The following is a 21390-nucleotide window of genomic DNA, read 5'->3' on the forward strand; positions in this document are numbered from 1 at the left end:
GAACAACCTCGGGCACAGCGCAGCATGACGTTCTGGCTTTTAGCCGTTTTGTGATGATGAAACTTGTGTGGTGCGGGCTGCTGGCGCTGGCCTTGGGGCTTCCGGCCCTGGCCCAAGCCCAGCAGCCTGCCAAGGTAAAAGCGAAGACCAAAGTCAAGGCCAGGAGCAAGGGCAAGACGGCGCCGGACTGGTCGCGCACGTACGCGGCCACCATCCGGCCCGAAGAGCTGCGCCGGCACCTGACCGTGGTGGCCTCGGATTCTTTCCGGGGGCGCGAAACCGGCCAGCCGGGCCAGAAGCTGGCGGCCGCCTACCTGGTGAAGGAATTTGCGGCGCTGGGCCTGCAAGGCCCGGTGGCGGGCAGCGACAGCCCGTACCTGCAGCACTTTCCGCTCATCCGCGGCGCGTATTCCGCGGACGGCTTCATCCGGATAAACGGCCAGCGCTTCGACTGGCTCAACGACTTTTTTAGCTACGGCCCGCTGGTTTCGCCCTTCCGCACCGAAACGGTTTCGCAGCCGGTTTTTGTGGGGTTTGGGGTGGAGCAGGGCGCGTACTCTGACTACGCGGGGCTCGACGTGAAGGGCCGCGACGTGGTGGCCATCATGGGTGCGCCGCAGGACGAGCGGGGCCGCAAGCTGCTCAAGGCCACTAGCGGCCACCCGGCCGACTACTGGGATTCGGGCCTGCGCAAGGCGGCCATTGCCAAAGCCAAAGGGGCGCGCAGCATTTTCCTGATGACGTTTGCGCCCAAAGAGGAGTTTGCCAAAGAAGCCGGCAACTACGCCACGGCCCTGCGCGAGCCCGCCTTTGCCCTGCCCAACCCCGGGCCGGAAATCATCGACACGGTGCGGGAGGATGTGCCGCCGGGCATTGGCGTGTACCTGACTTCGCAGGAGTTGGGGCTGCAGTTGGCGGGCACCACCCTTCCGGGACTGCTGGAGTACACGCGGGCCCTGGGCCGGGCCGGGCGGCCGGTAGCGCCTTCCTTCGCGCCGCCGGTGGTCATCATCAGCCAGCCCCAGCCCCAGGAGCAGCTCATCACCGAAAACGTGCTGGGCTTTCTGGAAGGCAGCGACAAAAAGGACGAGGTGTTGGTCATTTCGGCGCACTACGACCACCTGGGCGTGAGGAACGACACCATCTACAACGGGGCCGACGACGACGGCTCGGGCACGGTGGCGGTGCTGGCCCTGGCCCGCGCCTTTGCCCAGGCCAAGAAGGAAGGGCACGGCCCGCGCCGCAGCATCCTGTTTGTGGCCATGACGGCCGAGGAGGAAGGCCTGTTTGGCTCCGAATATTACACGGCCAACCCCGTGGTGCCGCTGGCTAACACCATTGCCGACTTAAACATCGACATGGTGGGCCGCACCGACCGCAAGCACAGCCCCCGAAAGCATTTTGTGAATATCGTGGGTTCCGATAAGCTCTCGTCGGAGCTGCACCGCATCAACGAAACGGCCAACCGCACCTACACCAAACTTGAGCTGGACTACCGCTACAACGTGCCCAACGAGCCCGAGCACATCTACTACCGCTCGGACCATTACAACTTCGCGCGCCGCAAAATCCCGGTTATTTTCTACACCACCGGCGAGCACGCGGATTACCATAAGGCCACCGACGACGTGGAGAAAATAGAGTTTGACCGGCTCACGGAGCGAGCCCGGCTGGTGTTTCACACGGCCTGGGAATTGGTTAATCGGGAGCGGCGGATTAGGGTGGATTCTAATAGGCCATAGTGGATTTTCGCACAGAGTTTAAATGAGGAAAAAGGAGTTTCACTGAGTATACTTCAATGGAAAGAGATGAATTGACGGGGCGGATTTTGGGCGTGGCATTCCGGGTTCATACTGTGCTTGGGCCGGGACTATTGGAATCGGTGTATGAAGTGGCACTGGCTCATGAGCTTCGCAAGGCGGGCCTGCTGGTGGCAACGCAGGTAGAGATGCCGGTGGTGTACGACGGCATTCGGCTGGACTTAGCTTTCCGGGCCGACATGATTGTAGAAAGCCAGGTCATTCTGGAGCTAAAGTCAGTTGAAGCATTGGCGCCCGTCCACTCCAAGCAACTGCTGAACTACCTGCGGCTCTCGGGATTAAAAACCGGCTTACTGATTAACTTCAATACCGTCTCCCTCAAAGACCAGATTGTTCGCCTTGCCAATTAACTCGGTGAAACTCCTTTCTCCTCTTTTTAACTCTGTGCAAAAGTGAAGGCAGAACAATTTCAAAAGGACGCCGAAGCCAAAGCCTTCGACCGCGAGCACCGCCGCAAAATCCGGTTCAACATCGGCAAGTACGACGCGGCAGTGAGCGCCGGTATGAAGCTTTACCACAACCACGAGCCGGCCCGCGACCGCGGCGCCTACCTCAAAGCCACGGTGCTCGAGAAGCTCGACGAGTACCTGCTGCAGTTCGAGGCGGCTTTTAAGGCGCGGGGCGGCCGGGTTATCTGGGCGCGCGACGCGGCCGAGGCGCTGGCCGAAATCGGTAAGCTGACGGCGGCCCGCAACACCAAAACGGTGGTGAAGGCCAAGAGCATGACCACCGAGGAAATTCACCTCAACAAGTACCTGGCTACCCAAGGCGTGGAATCGGTCGAAACCGACCTGGGCGAGTACATCGTGCAGCTCAACGGCGAGCGGCCCTACCACATTGTGACGCCGGCTATGCACCTGAGCAAGGCTGACATCAACAACATCTTCGTGAAGCACCTGGGTACCGAAAGCACCGACGATGCCCAGCAGGCTCGTGCTCACGGCCCGCCACCTGCTGCGCAACAAGTACACCACGGCCGAAGTGGGCGTGACCGGCGGCAACTTCCTCATCGCCAAAGAAGGCGGCGTGGCCGTGACCGAGAACGAAGGCAACGCCCGCCTGTCGGCCACGTTTCCGAAGCTGCACATTGCTATAGTCGGCATTGAGAAGGTAATTCCGCAGCTGACAGACCTGGACTTGTTCTGGCCCCTGCTCAGCACCAGCGGCACCGGGCAGCAGGTCACGGTGTACAATACGGTGTACTTCGGCCCGCGCCAGCCCGGCGAGGTTGATGGGCCCGAGGAAATGGTGGTCGTGCTGCTCGACAATGGCCGCACCAATCTGCTGGCCCAACCCGACAAGCGAGCCGCCCTGCGCTGCATTCGCTGCGGGGCCTGCCTGAACGTGTGCCCGGTGTACAAGAACATCGGCGGCCACACCTACGAAACCACGTACTCCGGCCCCATCGGCTCGGTTATCAGTCCGCACCTGTCGGGCCTGCCCGAGCACAAGCACCTGAGCTACGCCAGCACCTTGTGCGGCGCCTGCACCAGCGTGTGCCCGGTGCGCATCCCGTTGCACAACCTGCTGCTGCTCAACCGAAAACAAAGCGTGGAAGAAGGCCATGCCCCGCTGGAAGAGCGCGCCGCCATCGGCCTCTGGAAGTGGAGCATGCAGCACCGCTGGGCCCTGGACGTGCTGCCGGCCAGAATCAAAGACTGGAGCCTGGGCCAGCCTGCTGGGCCAGGTGGGCTGGAGCAAGCGGCGCGAGGCCCTGGCCGTGGCGCCGCAGTCATTCCGGGAGCTGTGGAAGCAGCGGCCCATCGCGCGGTAGGCCGGTCAAGGCGCTGACCGTTCGGCGTTTCGGTGGGTTTGTCCGTATCAGGCATTTCTGTTTTTCATGCACCCTACCCTGCTGTTGGCCCTGCGCATCGTTACCGGCCTGGGCGGCGTGGTGCTGGTTGTTACCACTTTGTCGGCCGCCATTCGCTCGTTTGTGTTGCCGCGCAACGAGGTGGTGCGCCTGAACGTGATGGTGTTCGTATCCATTCGCAGCATCTTCGACCTGGCCGCCAAGATGGCCAACTCCTACGAGCGGCGCGACCGGATTATGGCCCACTACGCGCCGGTGGCCCTGGTGGCCTTGCCCGTGGTGTGGGAGGCGCTGGTGGGGCTGGGCTACACCAGCATCTACTGGGCGCTGGGCGAAGGCAGCTGGGCGCGGTGCTACGAGTTGAGTAGCAGTTCGCTAATGACGCTGGGCACCACCGACACCCGCCACACCATGGTCGGGGCCCTCACTTATTCGGAAGCCGCGCTGGGCCTGCTGCTGCTCACGCTGCTGCTTTCGTACCTGCCCACCATCTACCAGGCCTTTTCGCGGCGCGAGGTGACAGTGGCGCTGCTCGAGCCTGCGGGCCGGCACGCCCCCTACCGCGTCCTGCCTGCTCAACTGGCTCAACCACGACGGCTCGGTGCAGAACGACGACCAGCAGTGGGCCGACTGGGAGCGGTGGTTTGTGGAGATTGAAGAAAGCCACACCTCGCTGCCCATCCTCACGTTTTTCGCTCGCCGCAGCCCGGCCGGTCCTGGGTAGTAAGCGGCGGCTTGATTCTGGACACCGCCGCCCTGCTCTTTGCCGCCGTAGAAGGGCCGCGCTCCCGCCAGATAGAGCTCACCTTCAAGGCCGGCTGCCTGGCCCTCAACCGGGTGTACCGCTTCTTTGACGACAAAGCCGGCACCGAGTCCGCGAGCCTACTCCCCGCCGAGGCCGAGGCCGAACCCGGCCGGGCGGATTTTGAAGCGGCTTACCAGGACTTATGCGGCCGCGGGCTCGAGCTGAACCAGGACCGCGACGCTGCCTGGGCGCGCTACCGCGAGCTGCGCACGCGCTACGCGCCGGCCCTGATGTTTCTCTCCCGCCTCACCATGGCCCCGGGCATCAAAACGGCGGTTTAGCCCTTGCGCCTTGGGCCAGCAGCAGTGCAGCGCTACTCGCCGTCGTCGGGCAGGATATTGATATCCTGCACCAGCACGCGCTGCTCAATTTCGCGGCCGCGCTTGGTGTTGGCCAGGCCGCCGAGGGCCGTTTCCTTGTAGCGCGTTTCCATGGCCTGCCCCACCTCGCCGAGCGCCGCCACGCACTGGTCGACGGGAATAACGGGGTCGATGCCGGCAATGGCAATTTGAGCTGAGCTGAACGCAATGGCTGCCGCTGAGGCGTTGCGCACCACGCAGGGCACTTCCACCAGCCCCGCCACCGGGTCGCACACCAAACCCAGCATGCACTGAATGGTGACGGCCACGGCGGCAAACACTTGTTCCACCGGCCCGCCGAGGCAGTACACAATGGCCCCGCTGCCCATGGCCGCGGCCGAGCCGGTCTCAGCCTGGCAGCCGCCCACGGCCCCGGCCAGCGAGGCGTTTTGCTCAATAATGAGGGCGATGCCGGCCGCTACGAGCAGGCCTTCCAGAATTTGGCGGTCGGAGAGTTTATGCAGCTCCTGAATGGTAACGAGCACGCCGGGCAGGATGCCCGAGGCCCCGGCCGTGGGCGCGGCCACCACGCGGCCCATGCAGGAATTCACTTCCTTGGCGCCCAGGGCGCGGGTGATGAGCTGCTTGAATTCGGGCGAGAGCACCGTTACGGGCGAGGCGGCAATCTTCTTGGCGCCGTTGTTTATCATGCCCGAGCGCGAGGTCATGTCGCCGGTCAGGCCCTCGTGCACGGCGTCGCGCATCACGTCGTAGGCGCGCTGCAGGCCCGTCCAGATTTCGTCCTCGGTGCGGCCTTTCTGCTCAATTTCGTAAGCCAGGACCGGCTGGTACAGGGGCTCGCCGGTAGCGGCGCAGTGCTCGCCCCAGGAGGCAAAGTCGTTGAAGAGAAGAGACATGGCGCGGGTGGGATGAGAAGGAGAAAGGAAGATAACGCAAAGCCCCGGCCGAAGGTGTCTTCAACCGGGGCTTAAAGCTACAGGATTGGCGCCAGGGCCAGGCTAGGCGGCCGGCTGTTTTTCTGGTTCCGTCACCAGCTTGATGCTGGCCGAGTTGATGCACAGGCGCAGGCCGCCGGGCGGCGGGCCGTCGGGAAATACGTGGCCCTGGTGGGCGTCGCACACGTTGCAGAGCACTTCCACGCGGGTCATGCCGTAGCTGGTGTCTTTCTTGTAGCGAATCGCGCTTTCGTCGACGGGCTGGGTGAAGCTGGGCCAGCCCGTGCCCGACTCAAACTTGGTGCGCGAGTCGTAGAGCGGCGTGCCGCAGCACACGCAGGCGTAGAGGCCGGCCTCGTGGGCCTCGCAGTACTCGCCGGTGAAGGCGCGCTCGGTGCCGTGCTCGCGGGTAACGTGGAACTGCTCGGAGGTAAGCTGCTGGCGCCACTCGGCGGGGTTTTCTCCACGCGGCGGGGCGACGGCACGGGGTGGTTGGCAAGGCGGATAACGTCGTTCCAGGTTTGCATATCGTAGGGATTGGATGAAGGAATCGGGTAGGAATAAGGTAAACGCAGCCGTGGCCGGGATGTTTGCCGTAGCACCCGGGCCGGCGGGCGGCCGCACCGTATGGCTCAACACCCGCACGGCCTCCCTCGTTTTCAAGCCTACTTTGCTCTGATGAAAATTCTTACCGCCGCCCAAACCCGCCAGCTCGACCAGGCCACCATGCAGGAGCAGCACCTGACCTCGGTTGAGCTGATGGAGCGCGCCGCCGAAGCCCTCGTGGAATGGTTTTGCCAGTGGCTCGACCAGGAGCAGGCCGGCGAGGTGCTGGTACTGTGCGGGCCCGGCAACAACGGCGGCGACGGCCTGGCTGCCGCCCGCCTGCTGCACCAGTCCGGCTACCAGATGCGCGTGGCCCTGCTGCCGGCCGCTACCCAGGCGGCCGACTGGCAGCACAACCGCCTGCACCTGCCCGAAGCCATTGCCGTGGCCGAAATCAACGAAGGTCAGCTGCCCGAAATCCAGCCCAACACCGTGGTTATTGATGCCCTGTTTGGCACTGGCCTGGCCCGGCCGCTGGGTGGGCTGGCGGCCGCCCTGGTCAGGCACCTGAATGCCGCCCGGGCCCGCGTGGTCTCCGTGGATATCCCAAGCGGGCTCTACGCCGAAGCATCCCAGCCCAGGGAGAACGTAGCGGTGCGCGCCCGGCACACGGTTAGCTTCGGCACGCCCAAGCTGGCTTTCCTGCTGCCGCAGAACGCCGAATTGGTGGGCGAATGGCACGTAAAGGATATTGGGCTGAGTGAGCCGTTCATCGCCTGCTCAACTTCGCCCTGGCACTATACCGACGCCGCTGCCGTGGCCGGCACGCTGCCGGCCCGGCCCCGGTTCAGCCACAAAGGCACCTTCGGGCATGCGCTGCTGCTGGCCGGCAGCCGGGGCAAGATTGGCGCGGCGGTGCTGGCTGCAAATGCCTGCCTGCGCGGCGGCGTGGGTCTGCTCACGGCCCGGGTGCCCGGCTGCGGCTACGACATCTTCCAAACCAGCGTGCCCGAAGCCATGTGCCTGGCCGACCCGGCGGCGGATTACCTCAGCGAACTGCCGGAGCTAAAACCGTATCAGGCAGTTGGCATCGGCCCGGGGCTGGGGCAGGAAGACGCCAGCCTCGCCGTGCTGCGGCAGCTGCTGGAAGCCGCGACGGCACCCGCTGCAGCCCAACAACGGCCCCTCCCGCTCGTCATCGACGCCGACGCGCTCAACCTGCTCGGCCGGCACCGCGAGCCTGCTGGAGCTACTGCCCGAAAACACGGTGCTCACCCCCACCCCAAGGAATTTGAGCGCCTCACCGAACCCGCCCGCGACGACTACCACCGGCTGGAGCTACTGCGCGCCTTTGCCCAACGCTACCGCTGCCTGGTGCTGCTCAAGGGCGCCTATTCCTGCCTGGCCACGCCCGCTGGGGAGCTGCACTTCAACAGCACCGGCAACCCCGGCATGGCCACCGGCGGCAGCGGCGACGTGCTCACCGGCCTGCTCCTGGCTTTGCGCGCCGATGCCCGGCTCCGGCCCTTTGAGGCCGCGCGGCTGGGCGTGTATGCCCACGGCCGCGCCGGCGACCTCGCGGCAGAAAAACCGGCCACGCGGGTTTAATAGCCGGCGACATCGTGGATTACATCGGCCCGGCGCTGCGCGAGGCGGAGGCATAACACAGGCAGATTTTTCAACTGGTATTCAAAAGGTTGTAGAGACGCATACTTGCGTCTCGTCGGCCGCGCCGCTTGCAAATCGTTGAGCCATCGTCGTTCAACGACGAGACGCAAGATGTTGCGTCTCTACCCCGTGCGGCCATCCCTATACCTGACCCCGAAACCACTCTAGAACACGAAATACGCCACTGCCTGCACCACGAGCAGCCCATCGGTGAGCAGGGCGTAGAAATAGTCGCCGCGGGTTTCCTCAGCTGCGTATACCACGGCCGCCGAGAGCAGCGCGGGCAGCACCACGGCCAGCGGCGCAGCGCCCCGCGCCAGGCCCAGCGCCACTGAGGCCACCAGAAACGCCAGCGCCAGCCGCTTGGCCCAGGCAATTCCCAGCACGCCCGGAAACGTGCGGGTGCCCGCCCGCCGGTCGCGCCCGTAGTCGCGGATGTCGAACACGATGGTGATGACCATTATCAAGCAAAACCGCTGGCCCAGCAGCCCGGCTACGGCCTGCACCGGCCGGCCCAGCAGCAGCGCGGGCAGGCCCACGGTCACGGCCGTCCATACGGCGGCAATCACGAAGCCTTTTAGCAGCGGCACTTCGCGCAGGGCGTGGGGCCGGCCCCGCCAGCGCCACACAGGCCACGAGTACAGCAGCGCCAGCCCCACCAGCGGCGTAAGCAGCGGGAAATAGCGCCACCAGCCATCGGCGAAAAAGAAGCCAGCCACGGCAGCCGCCCCGGTGGCCAGCCCCAGCAGCAGCAGGCGGTGGCGCTGCTGCCAGGCCTTGCGCGCCGAGGTACCCGCCGGCTCTCGGTGCTTGAAGGGCAAGGCGGCGTCGAGGTTGTACACCAGCATGGTGGCCGCAAACACCAGCGCCAGCAGGTGGTAGCCACCCGCAGCGAGGGGCGGCCACTGGTGGAGCGTGGCCGCCGTCTGGGCTGCTGCCGCTACGGCCAGCCACGCGCTGCTGTAAAGCACGGCGTCGAGCAGGCGGCCCAGCGGGTGGCGGGACGCCGGAGCAGCAGAAGCAGGAGAAAGCGAATTGGCCACAGGCAAAATTAGCGCCGCCGGCCCCACGGTGGGCTACGCGCTACTTGCCCGTTTCGGAATTAGCCGCATCCACGGGCTTGCTCTCGGGCGAGCCCTGCTGCCGCAGGAAAATACTGAGCCCCACAATGCTCACGATGCTCAGGAACTCGCTCTGCCAGTTCTGCAGCGACTCGAACCAGAAGCGGGAGGTACCCAGGTACCCCCAGGTGGTTACCGCCGATTTTCCCTGGTGTATCTGCTCGATGCTGTAAACTTCGGCCCCGCCCTTGGCGTGCAGCCACACCGACGCGAAAAACATCAGCGTAAAAGCGATGCTGAGCGAGGCCTTGTACAGGGTGAGCACCCAGCCGCCGCGCTTCACGGGCCAGGGGGCGTCTTTCTTGGTGGGGTCGGGCTCGGCGTCCACGTCTTCCTCTTCGTAGAGCTTTTTCGATTCCGACGACCCTTTCTGGCGAAGCCACACCGTGAGCATCACGTAGAGGGCCATCTGCAGGAACTCGCTTTCCCAATTTTCAAACGTGGCTTCCAGGAAGTGGCCCGAGGTTAGGTACTGCCGGGCCGTGAGCTCGGCGAGCCCCATTTCCTTAAGCTCGTCGTTGTACTCGAGCAAGCCGGTGACGAACTGCCCCCCAAGGTCAGCAGTATCATTACCGTAACCACCAGCAGCAGACTGTTCTCGTATAAAAAACGCCAAAAAGGCGAAGCAGGACGTTTCATGGTCATGCTTCGCCTTTACGGAGAAAGTAAAATATTGATGTATTCAAAGGCTGATGCGCGGATAAATTCCCGCTAAGCTCAACAGCCCAACAAATAGTCTGGCGCTATTTCGCCAGCACTTTTTCGCCAAACGTCTCCTCGTACAGCTTGATGCTGTCGTTGATGATGCGGTAGGCGTCTTCCTTGCCCATGAAGCGCTCTACGGTGACGTGCTTGTTGTGCTCCAGGGCTTTGTAGTCTTCGAAGAAGCGGCGCATTTCCAGCAGCGTGTGCGGGGGCAGGTCGCTGATGTCGTTGTAGTGGTTCACGGAAATGTCGTGAGCGGCCACTGCGATGATTTTATCGTCTTCTTCGTCCTGGTCCACCATCTGCATCACGCCAATTACTTTGGCCTCCACGAGGCACATGGGCACGATGTCGACGGAGCAGAGCACCAGGATGTCCAGGGGGTCCTTGTCGTCGCAATAGGTCTGCGGGATAAAGCCGTAGGCGGCGGGATAGTGCACGGCCGAAAACAACACACGGTCGAGCTTCAGCAGGCCGCTTTCTTTGTCCAGGCTCGTATTTGCCTTTGCTGCCTTTGGGAATTTCGATGATGGATTGCACAACCTGCGGGTTGTTGTCGCCGCGCGACACGTCGTGCCAGGGATTGAAATGGTTAGTCATTTAACGTCAATGGATTGGAATAAGACAGAACAAAAACTCCCCTCCTTTTCTAAGGAGGGGATGTGGCCGCGAAGCGGACACTGGGGTGGTTACCCTCGTTGAACGACACCCGAACGAGTTGGGCTGGAATCGTTCGGGTGTCGTTCAACGAGGGCAACCACCCCGTCCGAGCTAAAGCTCGAACATCCCCTCCTCAACTGAGGAGGGGAGTTGCCGGTCAACGGCCTTTTACTTCATCATTTCATTTAACGGCCCCCCGAACTGCCGCTTGGTTCCTGAATGTGCAGGAAGCGCGCCATGGTGGGAGCAATGTCCACCACCTTCACGGGAGTAGCCGATTCGCCGTGCTTTACGTGCCAGCCCCAAAAAAGTAGCGGCACGTGGGTGTCATACGACCACGACGCCCCGTGGGTGGTGCCCTTGCTGCCGGGGTAGGTGTACGATTCGTACCAGCCCGGCTCCAGCACCACCATCACATCGCCGCAGCGCTTGGGGTAGTAGCCGTTTTCGAGGAACATCAGCATGCCGTTGTCCCAGTGCGATTTCTGGATGTCTTCGGCGGTGAGGGCGCGGCTCACGCCGGGCTGCTGCACCATCACCTGCACCACTTCCTCGGCCAGGTCGGCGAGCTTGAGCTTCTTATCGGCGGCCAGCTGCCGGTTGAGGTAGACCTGCTGGTTTTCGTAGCTCAACACCCAGTTGCCGGCCCCGTGGCGGCGCACGAGGCGCTTTTGCAGGGTGTCGCGCACCACGCTGGCGCCGCTCACGCCGGCCGGCAGGCTGTGGGCCTTCAGGAACTCGGGCGAATGCGCCGAGCCGTGGTCAGCCGACAGAAACACCAGCGTCTGGCCCTTGCCCACGGTTTTGTCGAGGTAGTTGAGCAAGCGGGTCAGCTCCTGGTCGAGGCGCAGGTAGGTGTCCTCTGCTTCGATGGAATTGGGCCCGAACTGGTGGCCCACGTAGTCGGTGCTGCTGTAGCTCAGAGCCAGAAAATCGACGATGCCGCGCTGGCCCAGCCTGCTCAGCCCGGATGGCTTCGAGGCCCATGTCGGTGGTGATGCTGTTGCCGAATGGCGTGCTGGGCAGCAGGCCCAGGTTGGGGTGGCGGCATTGGCCGCCGTGGCGCCGGCCTGCGGCGTGGCCGAAGTGTTTTTGCCGTCGGCCGCGGTTTGGGTGGCGGGGCCGGGCAGGTTGTCTTTGCGGGCCGCGGCCGGCACCCCGCTGATGGCGGGCAGGTCGTGCGGGAACACCGGCGCGGCTTCGCCCTTGAAGGCCGACTCCCAGCTCACGTTATCGGGCGAGCTTTCGGTGTACTCGGCAATGGGGCGGAGCGTGTTCCAGGTCTGGCCCAGATATTTGGTAGCCAGCCCGCGCTGGTTGAACTTCACCACCCACTCGGGCAAAGCCTTCTGGTAGAAGGTGCTGGAGATGAAGCTGCCGTTGCCGCCGTCGTACCAATAGGCGGCGTTGGCCGAGTGGCCGGCGGGCAGGATGCTGCCCCGGTCCTTCATGGCCACGCCGATGACCTTGCTCTGGAAATTGGTGGCCAGTCGCAGCTCGTCGGTGATGGTGGTGGTCATCATGTGGCGGGGGCTTTGCTCACCGGCCGCACCGGTGCCGCCCACGCTCTGCACGGTCTTGTCTTCGGTCACGTAAGTACTCCGGCCGGTTTCGCGCTCATACCAGTTGTTGCCCACGATGCCGTTGGCCGAGGGCGTGGCCCCGGTGTAGATGCTGGCGTGGCCCGGGCCGGTGTAGGTGGGTACGTAGTTGTAGTGGCAGCTCTCGAAGCTAAAGCCCTCCCCCAGCAGGCGCTTGAAGCCGCCCGAGCCGAGCTTGGCCCAGTAGCGGTAGAGGTAGTCGTAGCGCATCTGGTCGACCACAATGCCCACCACGAGCTTGGGCCGGGGCAGGGGTTTGCTGGGTTTCTGGGCGAAGGCCGGCCCGGCCAGTAGGGCCGCCAGGGCAAAGGGAAGTATCTTTTTCAAAGGAAAACAGGTAAGCGGATGCAAAGATACCCCCAATCAAGAATGAGGAATGAAAAGTGAAAAGTGAGGAGTTTGGCGGACAACTCCCCTCCTTTTTTAGGAGGGGATGCTGGCGCGAAGCGCCAGGCGGGGTGGTTGCCCTCGTTGAACCGAAGGTCGGCGTAGCCAACGATACCCGAACGAGTTGAGCTGGAATCGTCCGTGTTTCGTTCAGCTGCGTTTGGTTATCTCCTCCCGAATGCCCTCAAGTTGAGCTGGCATCGTCCGGGTTTCGTTCAACGGCTCAACCACCCCCGTCCGAACCTTCGGTTCGAACATCCCCTCCTCAACTGAGGAGGGGAGTTGTCGTTCGCTCATTCCTCATTCCTCATTCTTCACTCTTCATTCCCTTGAAACCCACCCTCATCTTCGACATGGACGGCGTGCTCGTCGACAACACGCCCTACCAGGCGCGCGCTTTCCAGCTGCTGTTCCGCGACCTGGGCCTGACCACCAACGCCCGCCAACTGTTGCGCCGGCTCAATGGCATGCCGGCTACCAACATCCTGAAGACGGTGTTTCGCGACCCTGTGCCCGAGAAACAGCTCAAGGAATACGCCGGCCAGCGCGAGCCTGCTGTACCGGGTGCTGTACTGGAACAAGCGCCGCGCCATGCCCGGCCTCGTCGCGTTTCTGGAAGCGGCCCGCGCGGCAGGATTCAAAATTGGGCTGGGCACCGGCTCGCCGCCCGAAACCATTGCCTACATCGTCGACCACCTCGACCTGCGCCGCCACTTCGATGTCATCATTGGCAAAGAAGACGTGCAGCGCGGCAAGCCCCATGCCGATACCTTCTCGGCAGTGGCCGCCAAGCTGCGCGCAAAACCTGAAAACTGCATTGTGTTCGAAGACGCCGTGTTGGGCGAGCAGGCCGCCTACAAAGCCGGCATGCGCGTGGTGGCGGTGGCCTCTTCGCTCAAGGAAAAGGATTTCCAGGCCCCGCTCGCCGTCATCAAAGACTTCACGGGCTTCACCCCCGAGCGGCTGCTGGAGCTACTCGAGCAGCAGGCCCAAGCTCCCAAGCCCGACAAGCAGCGAGCCCAGCGGCAGTACATGCACTTGTAGCGTCTCGTAAGCCTGCTAACACTAGCTCACGCTGCGTGAAGCGCTACGGTTGGCTACTCCACCTTCAGCGTCCGGGCCGTGCGCTGGTCACCTACTTTCACCTGTATGTGGTACAGCCCCGGCGCCCGTCCTAGCAGCGGCACTTCGGTGGTGCCGCCGGTTTCCAGAATGCTCACCGGCTGCTCGAACACCACTGCGCCTTGGGCATCGGTTACCGTTACGGTGGCGCGGGTGGCGCCCGGCACCGCCGGCACCTGCACCGTGGCCCGGATATGCGCCGGGTTGGGATACACGGTTAAATCCGCCAGCGGAGCGGCCGTCTGGGCCCGGGCTGCCGGCCCCGCCAATAACATAAATAAAGGCAGTGGCATAGCCAGCTGCCGGCTACTGGAAAGCAGAGCGGACGAAGTGATGGTAAACATAGCTAAGGTGTGGAAAGAAGGAGAGAATAGAATAGCAGCTTCGCCAGCAGCGCGGCGATGCCCGTTCAACGCAGCCTCGAGCGGGACGATATGCTTGCATTGTCCAGTTGGCCCGCATTCACGTCCAACTCCTGAACATTCACGACGAACCCCGTCCGTTGCGTTTTGACAGCCCCTAAAGTCCCCTCTCTGCACTTGCTTCCAGCACACAAAAAAAGGCCCGTTTCCACTGGAAACGGGCCTTTATATATAGTTCAGCTTGAATCTTAGCCAGCGGCCAGTGCTTCGGCACCGCCCACGATTTCGAGAATCTCGGTCGTGATGGCTGCCTGACGCGTCCGGTTGTAGGTCAGCTTGAGGGCCTTGAGCAGCTCACCGGCGTTGTCGGTGGCTTTGTCCATGGCCGTCATGCGGGCGCCGTGCTCCGAAGCGTTGCTTTCCAATACGGCTTTGTAGAGCTGAATTTTGATGGACTGCGGAATGAGCGTCTGCACGATTTCTTCCTTCGAAGGCTCAAACAGGTAGTCGACGTTGGCCGTCGGGGCTGCCGCAACGGGCGCCGCAGAGGGCACCAGCGGCAGGAGCTGCTCGGCGCGGATGAGCTGCGTGGCCACGTTCTTGAACTCGTTGTACACCACTACCACTTCGTCGTAGGTACCGTTGCGGAAGCCGTCCATGGCTAGCTCAGCGGCTTCCCGCACCGTCTCAAACGACAGCTTGGCAAAGACGTGGGTGAAGTTGCCCACCAGGTTTCCGCGGCGGCCGTAGTAATCGTGGGCCTTCTTGCCAATGGCCAGGAACGAAATGTTGGCCATGGGAATGTGCGAGTACCGCTCGGCAATCGCCGCATTCACGCCCTTAAATACGTTCGAGTTGAACGCACCCGCCAGGCCACGGTCGGAAGTGACGGCAATAACCAGTACCCGGCGGACCTCGCGGGCCACGCCGTAGTCGCTCACGATGTCGTTATCGGCCGTGCGCGTCAGGTTCGCCAGAATGGTGTTCAGGCGCTGGGCGTAGGGCCGCATCCGGACGATGTTGTCCTGAGCACGGCGTAGCTTGGCCGCCGCCACCATTTTCATGGCTTTGGTAATCTGCTGCGTACTGCTCACCGACTGAATGCGGCTGCGGACTTCTTTTAAGCTTGCCATTCTTTGTTAGCTTTTAGCTGACAGCTGCGAGCTGTTAGCCTTTTGATTCAAACCACCAGTCGTTAGCTGCTAGCTGCGGGCTTATCTCAACGAAAAAGCTAACAGCTAGCAGCTAATGGCTAATAGCTATTTAGTTGCGTAGCTCGCCGACACGTCCTTGGCTACCTCGCGGATGGCCTTGGTGCCAGCGTCCTCCAGCTTGCCGGCCTTCAGGGCCTTCAGTACGTCGGGGTAGCGCGAGTTCATCACCTGGCCAAACTCCTTCTCGAACTCACGCACCCGGTTCACCGGAACGCTGTCGAGGAGGCCGTTGGTGGCGGCGTAGATGATGGCCACCTGGTCTTCCACCTTCACGGGCGAGAACTGGGGCTGCTTCAGGATTTCGAGGTTGCGACGGCCACGCTCAATGGTGAGCTTGGTCGAGGCGTCGAGGTCGGAACCGAATTTGGCGAAGGCTTCCAGTTCGCGGAACTGAGCCTGGTCCAGCTTCAAGGTACCGGCCACTTTCTTCATCGACTTAATCTGGGCGTTACCACCCACGCGCGACACCGAGATACCCACGTTGATGGCCGGACGCACACCGGAGTTGAACAAGTTCGTCTCGAGGAAAATCTGGCCGTCGGTGATGGAAATCACGTTGGTCGGGATGTAAGCCGATACGTCACCCGCCTGCGTCTCAATCAGGGGCAATGCCGTGAGCGAACCGCCGCCTTTCACCAAGTGCTTGATGCTCTCGGGCAGGTCGTTCATGTCGCGGGCAATTTCGTCCGACGAGTTGATTTTAGCGGCCCGCTCGAGCAAGCGGCTGTGCAGGTAGAATACGTCGCCGGGGTAAGCCTCACGTCCGGGAGGACGACGGAGCAGCAGCGACACCTCGCGGTAAGCCACGGCCTGCTTCGACAAGTCGTCATAAACCACGAGAGCGGGACGACCCGTGTCGCGGAAGAACTCGCCGATGGCAGCACCGGTGAAGGGAGCGTAGAACTGCAGCGGCGCCGGGTCAGCGGCCGGAGCAGCTACTACCACCGTGTAGTCCATGGCACCGCCTTTGGTCAGCGACTGCACCACCTGAGCGATGGTCGAAGCCTTCTGGCCGATGGCCACGTAAATGCAGAACACGGGCTGACCGGCTTCGAAGAATTCGCGCTGGTTCAGGATGGTATCGATGGCCACGGCCGACTTACCGGTCTGACGGTCACCGATAATCAGCTCGCGCTGACCACGGCCAATCGGAATCATGGCGTCAATCGACTTGATGCCGGTTTGCATCGGCTCGGTTACCGGCTGACGGTAGATTACACCGGGAGCTTTGCGCTCAAGGGGCATTTCGTACAGCTCACCGGTGATGGGGCCACGGCCGTCGATGGGCAGGCCCAGCGTGTTTACCACGCGGCCCACGATGCCTTCGCCTACTTTGATGGAGGCAATTTTGTTGGTACGACGCACGGTGGCGCCTTCCTGAATGCCCGAGTAGTCACCGAGCAGTACGGCACCTACGTTGTCTTCTTCGAGGTTGAGCACGAGGCCCTGCAGGCCGGTCTCGAACTCAATCAGCTCACCCGCTTGGGCTTTGCTCAGGCCGTAGATGCGGGCCACACCGTCGCCAACTTGCAATACGGTGCCGACTTCTTCCAGCTCGGCTTCGGACTTAAAATTGGACAGCTGCTGCCGCAGGATTGCGGATACTTCGTCCGGACGTACTTCTGCCATGTTTTTGGAGTGATGAGGTAATGAGGTGATGGAGTTATGAAGCGGTGAATAAGGAAGAGGGATAAAATCGCCTCATTGCCTCGTCACTACCTCACCTCATCACAATTTTTGTTGATAAGTAGTTTCTTGCAAGGAGATGCGCATCTTCCGGAGGCTGGTGCGCACCGAGTCGTCGATTTGCTGGTCGCCCACCCGCAGCACAAAGCCGCCGATGAGGTCCGGGTTCACCTTCTCGGAGAGGAGCACATTGGTCAGGCCGGTCTGCTGGGTTACCAGCTTTTCCAGCTCGGCCCGCGAGGCAGCGGTCAGCGGGGTGGCCGAAGTCACCTCCGCCATCTGGATGCCCTGCATGGCGTTGTACTGCACCTGAAACTCGGTGCCCATGCTTTCCAGCGCCGACTCCCGGTTTTTCTGGGTGAGGATGGTAAAGAACCGCATGGTCATGTCCGACACCTTGCCCAGGAAAATGGCGGTGAGGATGGCCAGCTTCTTGTCGTGCTTCACAATCGGGTTGCGCAGCAGCAGGCGCAGGTCCCGGCTTTCGGCCATGGTCTTGCTCAGCAGGTCCATGTCCTGCTTCACCGTTTCCAGCGTGCCCATTTCTTTGCTCAAGTCGAGGAGGGACTTGGCGTAGCGGGCCGCTACTCGTTGGTCAGCCATATTATTTTTTGGTAATGAGGAGATACAGTAATGAAGTGATGAGGTAGTGAAAGGAATGCGCGGGCTTGCCAGCACTTCATCACCTCATAACTTATTACCTCATCACCTAATTAAGTTTTACGTCTTTCAAATACGAATCCACGAGTTGCGTCTGAGCGGCCGGCTCGGCCAGGCTCGCGGCGCAGGATGCGCTCGGCGATGTCGACCGACAGCTGGGCCGCGGTGTTTTTCACTTCCGCTAGCGCGGCGTTTTTCTCCTGCTGGATGGCTTCGCGGGCGTGCTGGATGATGCGGTTGGCTTCTTCCGTGGCGCGGGCTTTTTCGGCATCGCGGTGCTGGTTGGCCATCACGGTGGCTTCCTGCATCATGCGGTCACGCTCGTGGCGGGCATCGGCCAGCAGCTTTTCGTTGCCAGCTTTCAGCTGCTGCATTTCAATCTTGGCCTGGTCAGCCATGCGCAGCGCATTGTCGATGGAATCTTCCCGCTCTTTGAGCGACAGCAGGATGGGCTTCCAGGCAAACTTTGCCAGCAGAAACAACACCAGCAGGAAGATAACCAACTGCCAGAAAATCAGGCCGAAATTGGGGGTTACAATTTCCATGGTTCTATATTGGTAAAACTGTTGATTATTAACTTGTTGGCCAGTGATTCAGTCGAAAGTCAGCTCAATTCGCCAGCCATCAATAGGTTAACACTCAACAATTAAGCAATGAAACGAAAAGCAGCCCGCCGCGCCTGCGCCGAAGCGACGCGCGACGGGCTGCCTGATTCCGCGGCTTTCTAGCGAAGCTTGAAAGAAATCAGCAAGCAAACTACCACTGCGAACAGCGCCAGACCTTCGATAAGGGCGGCTACAATCAGCATAGCGGTTTGGATTTTACCCGAAGCGTCGGGCTGACGGCCGATGGCGTCCATGGCGCTGCCGCCGATGCGGCCAATGCCCAGGCCAGCGCCCAGCGCTACCAAACCAGCGCCGATACCAGCACCCATTACGGCCAGACCAGCCGAATCAGAAACAGCGGCCACGGCCTGCAACAACAAAGAAAGCAACATAAAAAAAGGGAAAAGAGAAAAAATGGTAAAAAATTGCCGGGACCGCCGCGGGGGGGATTGCAGCGGACCGGCGCAACAAAGGGAAACCACGCTGCCGGCAGCCAGCCGGCAGAGGTCTTATTACTGACTAATACTTAGTGAGCGACGTGGGTCGTAGGCGAGCCGTCGTCGTAGCCCATCTGGTAATCCGCGTCGTGGTGGTCTTCCACGGCGCCGCCGATGTACATGGCGGTGAGCAGCGTGAAGATGTAGGCCTGCAGAATGGCCACCAGCAGGCTCGAGCACGTTGATGAAGAGGCCGAAGGCCAGCGACACCGGCGCCAGGGCAGCCGTTTTGAAGATGAAAATCAGGCTGATAAAGCTCAGAATTACGATGTGACCGGCCGTAATGTTGGCGAACAGTCGCACCATCAGCGAGAAAGGCTTTACCACGATGCCAATCAGTTCCACCGGAATCATGATGGGCAGCAGGGCCTTGGGCACGCCGGGCGTGGCGAAAATGTGTGACCAGTAGTACTTGTTAGAGCTAGCCAGGGTGATAACCAGCGTGAGCAGCGCAAGGGTCATCGTTACGGCAATGTTGCCGGTGAGGTTGGCGGCTCCGGGCATGAGGCCCAACATGTTATTGAACCAGATAAAGAAGAATATCGTGAGCAGGTACGGCATGTAGCGCTCGTACTTGGGGCCGATGGACTTCTTGGCTACCTCGTCGCGAATGAAGAGGATGATGGGCTCGAAGAACGACTGAATGCCTTTGGGGGCGCGGCCGTGGTTCTTTTTGTAGCCACGGGCTACGGCCGTGAACACCAGCAGCAGCAGCAGGCTGCTAAACAGCAGCGAGGCCGCATTCTTGGTGATGGAGAAATCGTAGACGGGGCTGCCATCGGTCGACACGAGTTTTTCGTGCTCCAGCTTCAGGCCGTCGTAGACGGGGCCTTCGCCGCCTTCATGCCCGGCAGCCAGATTATGCGAGGAGAACACCGACAGGCCGCGGCCGGGCCGGTAAGCGATAATGGGCAGGTAGGTGGTGAAATGGCTGTCGCCCGCCGAAAACCAGTGCCACTCGTGCGAATCGCCGATGTGGTGCAAAATCATTTCGCCGGGGTTGAACGCCTCCTCTTTTTCGGGTGCTCCGCCGGGTTCGTTAGCAAAAACGGGAAAGGACAGAATACAAAAAAGAACTACTAGTAAACGCTTCATTCAAAGTTAATTAAAGTCCGATTCCCGGCTAACATCCTATTTTTCCGAGACTTACTTTTTCGAAAACGGCCGCAAGTTACTCAAAATAGCCCATATTTCAAATCCAGCACACAAGAAGTACAAGACAAAGAAGCCTCCGAGGAAGGTATACGTGCCGTGGCCTTCGTGGGCGCCACCCCGAAAAAGATAAATGACGACAAGGCCCAACGAGAGCAGCAGCCGCATGACCATGCCGCCGAAGTAGGCCGCCATAAAATGGTCGGGCGAGACGGCCACGAGCCGGGCCGTAATCCAGTAGGTTATGAGGGTAAGCAGGGCCATATAGCCCAATGTGTAGGGCGTGAGCGGGTGAATGAGCAGGGTGCCCGATACGGCCCGCAGCCCGTAGATGGCGCCCGCCAGCACCAGCACAAAGGCCCCAAATTGAAATAGAAAACGGGCCATGAACTGGGCGAAGCAACAGCCAGGTTTAAGCAAACCGGGCTTCGAAATAATAATTTGTAAAAAGAACCTGACGCCGCCCGGGCCCGGCTCGTTGAGCTACAAAGGTCGCGCCCCGCCGCTCAGGATTCTTTGGTGAGCGAGCGGATAACCTGGTAAAGGGCCAGCAGCAAGCCCAGCAGCATCAGTGCGATGGTGAACCAGGGATTGGCGGTTTGGTAATGGTCGTCGAGCCAGGTGCCGAGCCAGGTGTTCAGGCCGATGATGGCGAGCATCTGAAAGGCGATGCCCGAGTACTTGGCGAAGGTGCGAAAGCGGGTGGAGCCATTGGGCTCAGGTACAGGCGGTGGGGACATGAGACCAGGAAGTGCGGCAGCCGTACAAAGGTACGGTGCGGGCGAGGCGGAGTTTGCTCCGGGAAAAACGTAATTTTACCTCTTCGCCTGCGTTAGCTGACCGGCGTGTGTACGCCCGAACGAACATTTCGGGTTCTCGCGCGCGTTGCTTTCCCGGCTGGTTGCCTTCACTCCTTCCTTTGGCTTTGATACGATACCTGCAGATATACCGCTGGGCTGCCCTCCTCGTCTTCCTTTTGGGGCTGGGCGTGGCGGGCTGCGCGTCGGACAAAAACCTGGTGGCCCACGCCTTCAACAACGTGGCGGCGCGGGACAATGCCTACTTCCTGGCCCGCGAGAAGCTGCAAGCCACCGAAGACAAGCTCTACGCCGGCCGCGTGAACGACTACAACCAGACGCTGCCGCTGTTTCCGGCCCTGGACAGCAACTCGGTGCGGGCCAACCGCGCCGACCTGGTCGACATTATCAAGAAGGCGTCGATGCCGATTCAGCACCGGCCCGGGTCCGACTGGACCGACGACGCCTACGTGCTGGTAGGCTGGGCCCGGTTTTACCAGATGCAGTTCACCGACGCCGCGCAGACGTTTAAGTACGTGAACTCGACCAGCAAGGACGCCAACGCCAAGCACGAAGCCCTGATTGGGCTGATGCGCACGTTTGTGGCCGAAGGCGAATACGACAGCGCCAAGGCGGTGTCGGACCTGCTCGACAAAGAATCCGGCCTGCCCAAGGACGCCCGCCAGCTGTTCCTGACCCGGGCCGACTACTACATCCGAACCGACGAGCCGGCCAAGGCCATTCCGCAGCTAGAGAAGGCCATTCCGCTGATTGAGGCCAAGAATGAACGGTCGCGCACGCGCTACATTCTGGCTCAACTCTACCAGGAGGCCGGCGAGAATAAAAAGCTTACGACCAGCTCAACCTGATTCTGGCGCGCAACCCGCCCTACGAGGCTCGACTTCTTCTCCAAG

Annotated in this window: 22 protein-coding genes and 3 pseudogenes; 10 read left to right on the forward strand and 15 right to left on the reverse strand. The window is 61.6% G+C overall.

The genetic code is table 11. The annotated features are described in order from the left end of the window. Positions 1–53: 53 nt before the first annotated feature. The 6 genes from ACFQT0_RS02665 to ACFQT0_RS02690 all read left to right on the forward strand — a co-directional run bounded on the left by ACFQT0_RS02665 (position 54) and on the right by ACFQT0_RS02690 (position 4719). Positions 54–1742, forward strand: a complete 1689-nt coding sequence (locus tag ACFQT0_RS02665; protein WP_380205888.1) for a M28 family peptidase — start codon at positions 54–56, stop codon at positions 1740–1742. A gap of 56 nt (positions 1743–1798) precedes the next feature. Beyond that, positions 1799–2170, forward strand: a complete 372-nt coding sequence (locus ACFQT0_RS02670) for a GxxExxY protein (protein ID WP_380200161.1) — start codon at positions 1799–1801, stop codon at positions 2168–2170. A 42-nt stretch (positions 2171–2212) separates the two neighbouring features. Next, complete coding sequence (locus ACFQT0_RS02675) at positions 2213–2926, forward strand: LUD domain-containing protein (RefSeq protein WP_380200163.1); 714 nt, start codon at positions 2213–2215, stop codon at positions 2924–2926. Next, the gene (locus ACFQT0_RS02680) at positions 2808–3611 is read left to right on the forward strand and encodes an LUD domain-containing protein (protein WP_380205889.1); all 804 of its coding nucleotides are present in this window, start codon (positions 2808–2810) and stop codon (positions 3609–3611) included. The genes ACFQT0_RS02675 and ACFQT0_RS02680 overlap by 119 nt, the downstream gene beginning before the upstream one ends. Positions 3612–3660: 49 nt before the next feature. After that, positions 3661–4290 carry a hypothetical protein gene (locus ACFQT0_RS02685; protein ID WP_380200165.1) on the forward strand — a complete coding sequence of 210 codons (630 nt, stop codon included), beginning with the start codon at positions 3661–3663 and terminating at the stop codon, positions 4288–4290. A 78-nt stretch (positions 4291–4368) separates the two neighbouring features. Further along, entirely contained in the window at positions 4369–4719 is a 351-nt protein-coding gene (locus ACFQT0_RS02690; RefSeq protein WP_380200167.1) for a hypothetical protein, read from the forward strand. A 32-nt stretch (positions 4720–4751) separates the two neighbouring features. On the opposite strand, the gene sdaAA is transcribed toward ACFQT0_RS02690, so the two are convergent. Both sdaAA and msrB read right to left on the reverse strand, forming a co-directional pair. Next, positions 4752–5654 (reverse strand): L-serine ammonia-lyase, iron-sulfur-dependent, subunit alpha, encoded by a 903-nt coding sequence (gene sdaAA / locus ACFQT0_RS02695; RefSeq protein WP_380200169.1) that lies wholly within the window; start codon positions 5652–5654, stop codon positions 4752–4754. 102 nt (positions 5655–5756) lie between these two features. Then, the gene (msrB, locus tag ACFQT0_RS02700; RefSeq protein ID WP_380200171.1) at positions 5757–6356 is read right to left on the reverse strand and encodes a peptide-methionine (R)-S-oxide reductase MsrB; all 600 of its coding nucleotides are present in this window, start codon (positions 6354–6356) and stop codon (positions 5757–5759) included. A gap of 15 nt (positions 6357–6371) precedes the next feature. On the opposite strand from msrB, the gene ACFQT0_RS02705 reads away from it, so the two are divergent. After that, positions 6372–7847, forward strand: a complete 1476-nt coding sequence (locus ACFQT0_RS02705) for an NAD(P)H-hydrate dehydratase (protein WP_380200172.1) — start codon at positions 6372–6374, stop codon at positions 7845–7847. Positions 7848–8071: 224 nt separating this feature from the next. Here ACFQT0_RS02705 and ACFQT0_RS02710 read toward each other — a convergent pair whose 3' ends face one another. The 4 genes and pseudogenes from ACFQT0_RS02710 to ACFQT0_RS02725 form a co-directional block, all read right to left on the reverse strand. Then, positions 8072–8950: a hypothetical protein gene (locus ACFQT0_RS02710; protein WP_380200174.1), complete on the reverse strand. Its 879-nt coding sequence runs from the start codon at positions 8948–8950 to the stop codon at positions 8072–8074. Positions 8951–8990: 40 nt separating this feature from the next. Further along, positions 8991–9560: a DUF6766 family protein gene (locus ACFQT0_RS02715; RefSeq protein ID WP_380200176.1), complete on the reverse strand. Its 570-nt coding sequence runs from the start codon at positions 9558–9560 to the stop codon at positions 8991–8993. Between the two features lie 211 nt (positions 9561–9771). Next, positions 9772–10333 (reverse strand): annotated as a pseudogene (locus ACFQT0_RS02720) (inorganic diphosphatase). Positions 10334–10578: 245 nt separating this feature from the next. Then, a complete protein-coding gene (locus tag ACFQT0_RS02725) occupies positions 10579–12321 on the reverse strand; it encodes an alkaline phosphatase family protein (RefSeq protein ID WP_380200178.1) in 1743 nt (580 codons plus the stop codon). 413 nt (positions 12322–12734) lie between these two features. On the opposite strand from ACFQT0_RS02725, the pseudogene ACFQT0_RS02730 reads away from it, so the two are divergent. Together ACFQT0_RS02730 and ACFQT0_RS02735 are read left to right on the forward strand one after the other, a co-directional pair. Beyond that, a pseudogene (locus ACFQT0_RS02730) lies at positions 12735–12857 on the forward strand (hypothetical protein); the annotation flags it as partial. A gap of 88 nt (positions 12858–12945) precedes the next feature. Then, on the forward strand, positions 12946–13425 hold the full coding sequence (locus tag ACFQT0_RS02735) for an HAD family hydrolase (RefSeq protein WP_380200180.1): 480 nt from the start codon (positions 12946–12948) through the stop codon (positions 13423–13425). Positions 13426–13478: 53 nt separating this feature from the next. Here the strand turns inward: ACFQT0_RS02735 and ACFQT0_RS02740 are convergent, their stop codons facing one another. The 9 genes and pseudogenes from ACFQT0_RS02740 to ACFQT0_RS02780 all read right to left on the reverse strand — a co-directional run bounded on the left by ACFQT0_RS02740 (position 13479) and on the right by ACFQT0_RS02780 (position 20419). Next, the gene (locus ACFQT0_RS02740; protein WP_380200182.1) at positions 13479–13778 is read right to left on the reverse strand and encodes a T9SS type A sorting domain-containing protein; all 300 of its coding nucleotides are present in this window, start codon (positions 13776–13778) and stop codon (positions 13479–13481) included. Positions 13779–14113: 335 nt separating this feature from the next. Further along, complete coding sequence (gene atpG / locus ACFQT0_RS02745) at positions 14114–14998, reverse strand: ATP synthase F1 subunit gamma (protein WP_380200184.1); 885 nt, start codon at positions 14996–14998, stop codon at positions 14114–14116. Between the two features lie 126 nt (positions 14999–15124). Continuing rightward, on the reverse strand, positions 15125–16708 hold the full coding sequence (gene atpA / locus ACFQT0_RS02750; protein ID WP_380200186.1) for a F0F1 ATP synthase subunit alpha: 1584 nt from the start codon (positions 16706–16708) through the stop codon (positions 15125–15127). A gap of 99 nt (positions 16709–16807) precedes the next feature. After that, on the reverse strand, positions 16808–17368 hold the full coding sequence (gene atpH, locus ACFQT0_RS02755; protein ID WP_380200188.1) for an ATP synthase F1 subunit delta: 561 nt from the start codon (positions 17366–17368) through the stop codon (positions 16808–16810). A 110-nt stretch (positions 17369–17478) separates the two neighbouring features. After that, a complete protein-coding gene (gene atpF, locus ACFQT0_RS02760) occupies positions 17479–17970 on the reverse strand; it encodes a F0F1 ATP synthase subunit B (protein WP_380200191.1) in 492 nt (163 codons plus the stop codon). 179 nt (positions 17971–18149) lie between these two features. Beyond that, positions 18150–18422 carry an ATP synthase F0 subunit C gene (atpE, locus tag ACFQT0_RS02765; RefSeq protein WP_380200193.1) on the reverse strand — a complete coding sequence of 91 codons (273 nt, stop codon included), beginning with the start codon at positions 18420–18422 and terminating at the stop codon, positions 18150–18152. Positions 18423–18556: 134 nt separating this feature from the next. Then, positions 18557–19622: pseudogene (gene atpB, locus ACFQT0_RS02770) on the reverse strand (F0F1 ATP synthase subunit A). A gap of 51 nt (positions 19623–19673) precedes the next feature. Next, entirely contained in the window at positions 19674–20066 is a 393-nt protein-coding gene (locus ACFQT0_RS02775) for a hypothetical protein (RefSeq protein ID WP_380200196.1), read from the reverse strand. Between the two features lie 119 nt (positions 20067–20185). Further along, on the reverse strand, positions 20186–20419 hold the full coding sequence (locus tag ACFQT0_RS02780) for an AtpZ/AtpI family protein (RefSeq protein WP_380200198.1): 234 nt from the start codon (positions 20417–20419) through the stop codon (positions 20186–20188). 185 nt (positions 20420–20604) lie between these two features. Here ACFQT0_RS02780 and ACFQT0_RS02785 point away from each other — a divergent pair, with 185 nt between their 5' ends. Continuing rightward, entirely contained in the window at positions 20605–21345 is a 741-nt protein-coding gene (locus ACFQT0_RS02785; protein WP_380200201.1) for a tetratricopeptide repeat protein, read from the forward strand. The last annotated feature ends 45 nt before the right edge of the window (positions 21346–21390 follow it).

The organism is Hymenobacter humi, assembly GCF_042665855.1.
Classification (GTDB): Bacteria; Bacteroidota; Bacteroidia; order Cytophagales; family Hymenobacteraceae; genus Hymenobacter; species Hymenobacter humi.

Coding starts and splice junctions, on each gene's coding strand:
- ACFQT0_RS02670 (WP_380200161.1), top strand. CDS start 1,799: ATGGAAAGAGATGAATTGACGGGGCGGATTTTGGGCGTGGCATTCCGG.
- atpA (WP_380200186.1), bottom strand. CDS start 16,708: ATGGCAGAAGTACGTCCGGACGAAGTATCCGCAATCCTGCGGCAGCAG.
- ACFQT0_RS02685 (WP_380200165.1), top strand. CDS start 3,661: ATGCACCCTACCCTGCTGTTGGCCCTGCGCATCGTTACCGGCCTGGGC.
- atpG (WP_380200184.1), bottom strand. CDS start 14,998: ATGGCAAGCTTAAAAGAAGTCCGCAGCCGCATTCAGTCGGTGAGCAGT.
- ACFQT0_RS02780 (WP_380200198.1), bottom strand. CDS start 20,419: ATGTCCCCACCGCCTGTACCTGAGCCCAATGGCTCCACCCGCTTTCGC.
- sdaAA (WP_380200169.1), bottom strand. CDS start 5,654: ATGTCTCTTCTCTTCAACGACTTTGCCTCCTGGGGCGAGCACTGCGCC.
- ACFQT0_RS02775 (WP_380200196.1), bottom strand. CDS start 20,066: ATGGCCCGTTTTCTATTTCAATTTGGGGCCTTTGTGCTGGTGCTGGCG.
- ACFQT0_RS02665 (WP_380205888.1), top strand. CDS start 54: ATGATGAAACTTGTGTGGTGCGGGCTGCTGGCGCTGGCCTTGGGGCTT.
- atpH (WP_380200188.1), bottom strand. CDS start 17,368: ATGGCTGACCAACGAGTAGCGGCCCGCTACGCCAAGTCCCTCCTCGAC.
- ACFQT0_RS02740 (WP_380200182.1), bottom strand. CDS start 13,778: ATGTTATTGGCGGGGCCGGCAGCCCGGGCCCAGACGGCCGCTCCGCTG.
- ACFQT0_RS02705 (WP_380200172.1), top strand. CDS start 6,372: ATGAAAATTCTTACCGCCGCCCAAACCCGCCAGCTCGACCAGGCCACC.
- atpF (WP_380200191.1), bottom strand. CDS start 17,970: ATGGAAATTGTAACCCCCAATTTCGGCCTGATTTTCTGGCAGTTGGTT.
- atpE (WP_380200193.1), bottom strand. CDS start 18,422: ATGTTGCTTTCTTTGTTGTTGCAGGCCGTGGCCGCTGTTTCTGATTCG.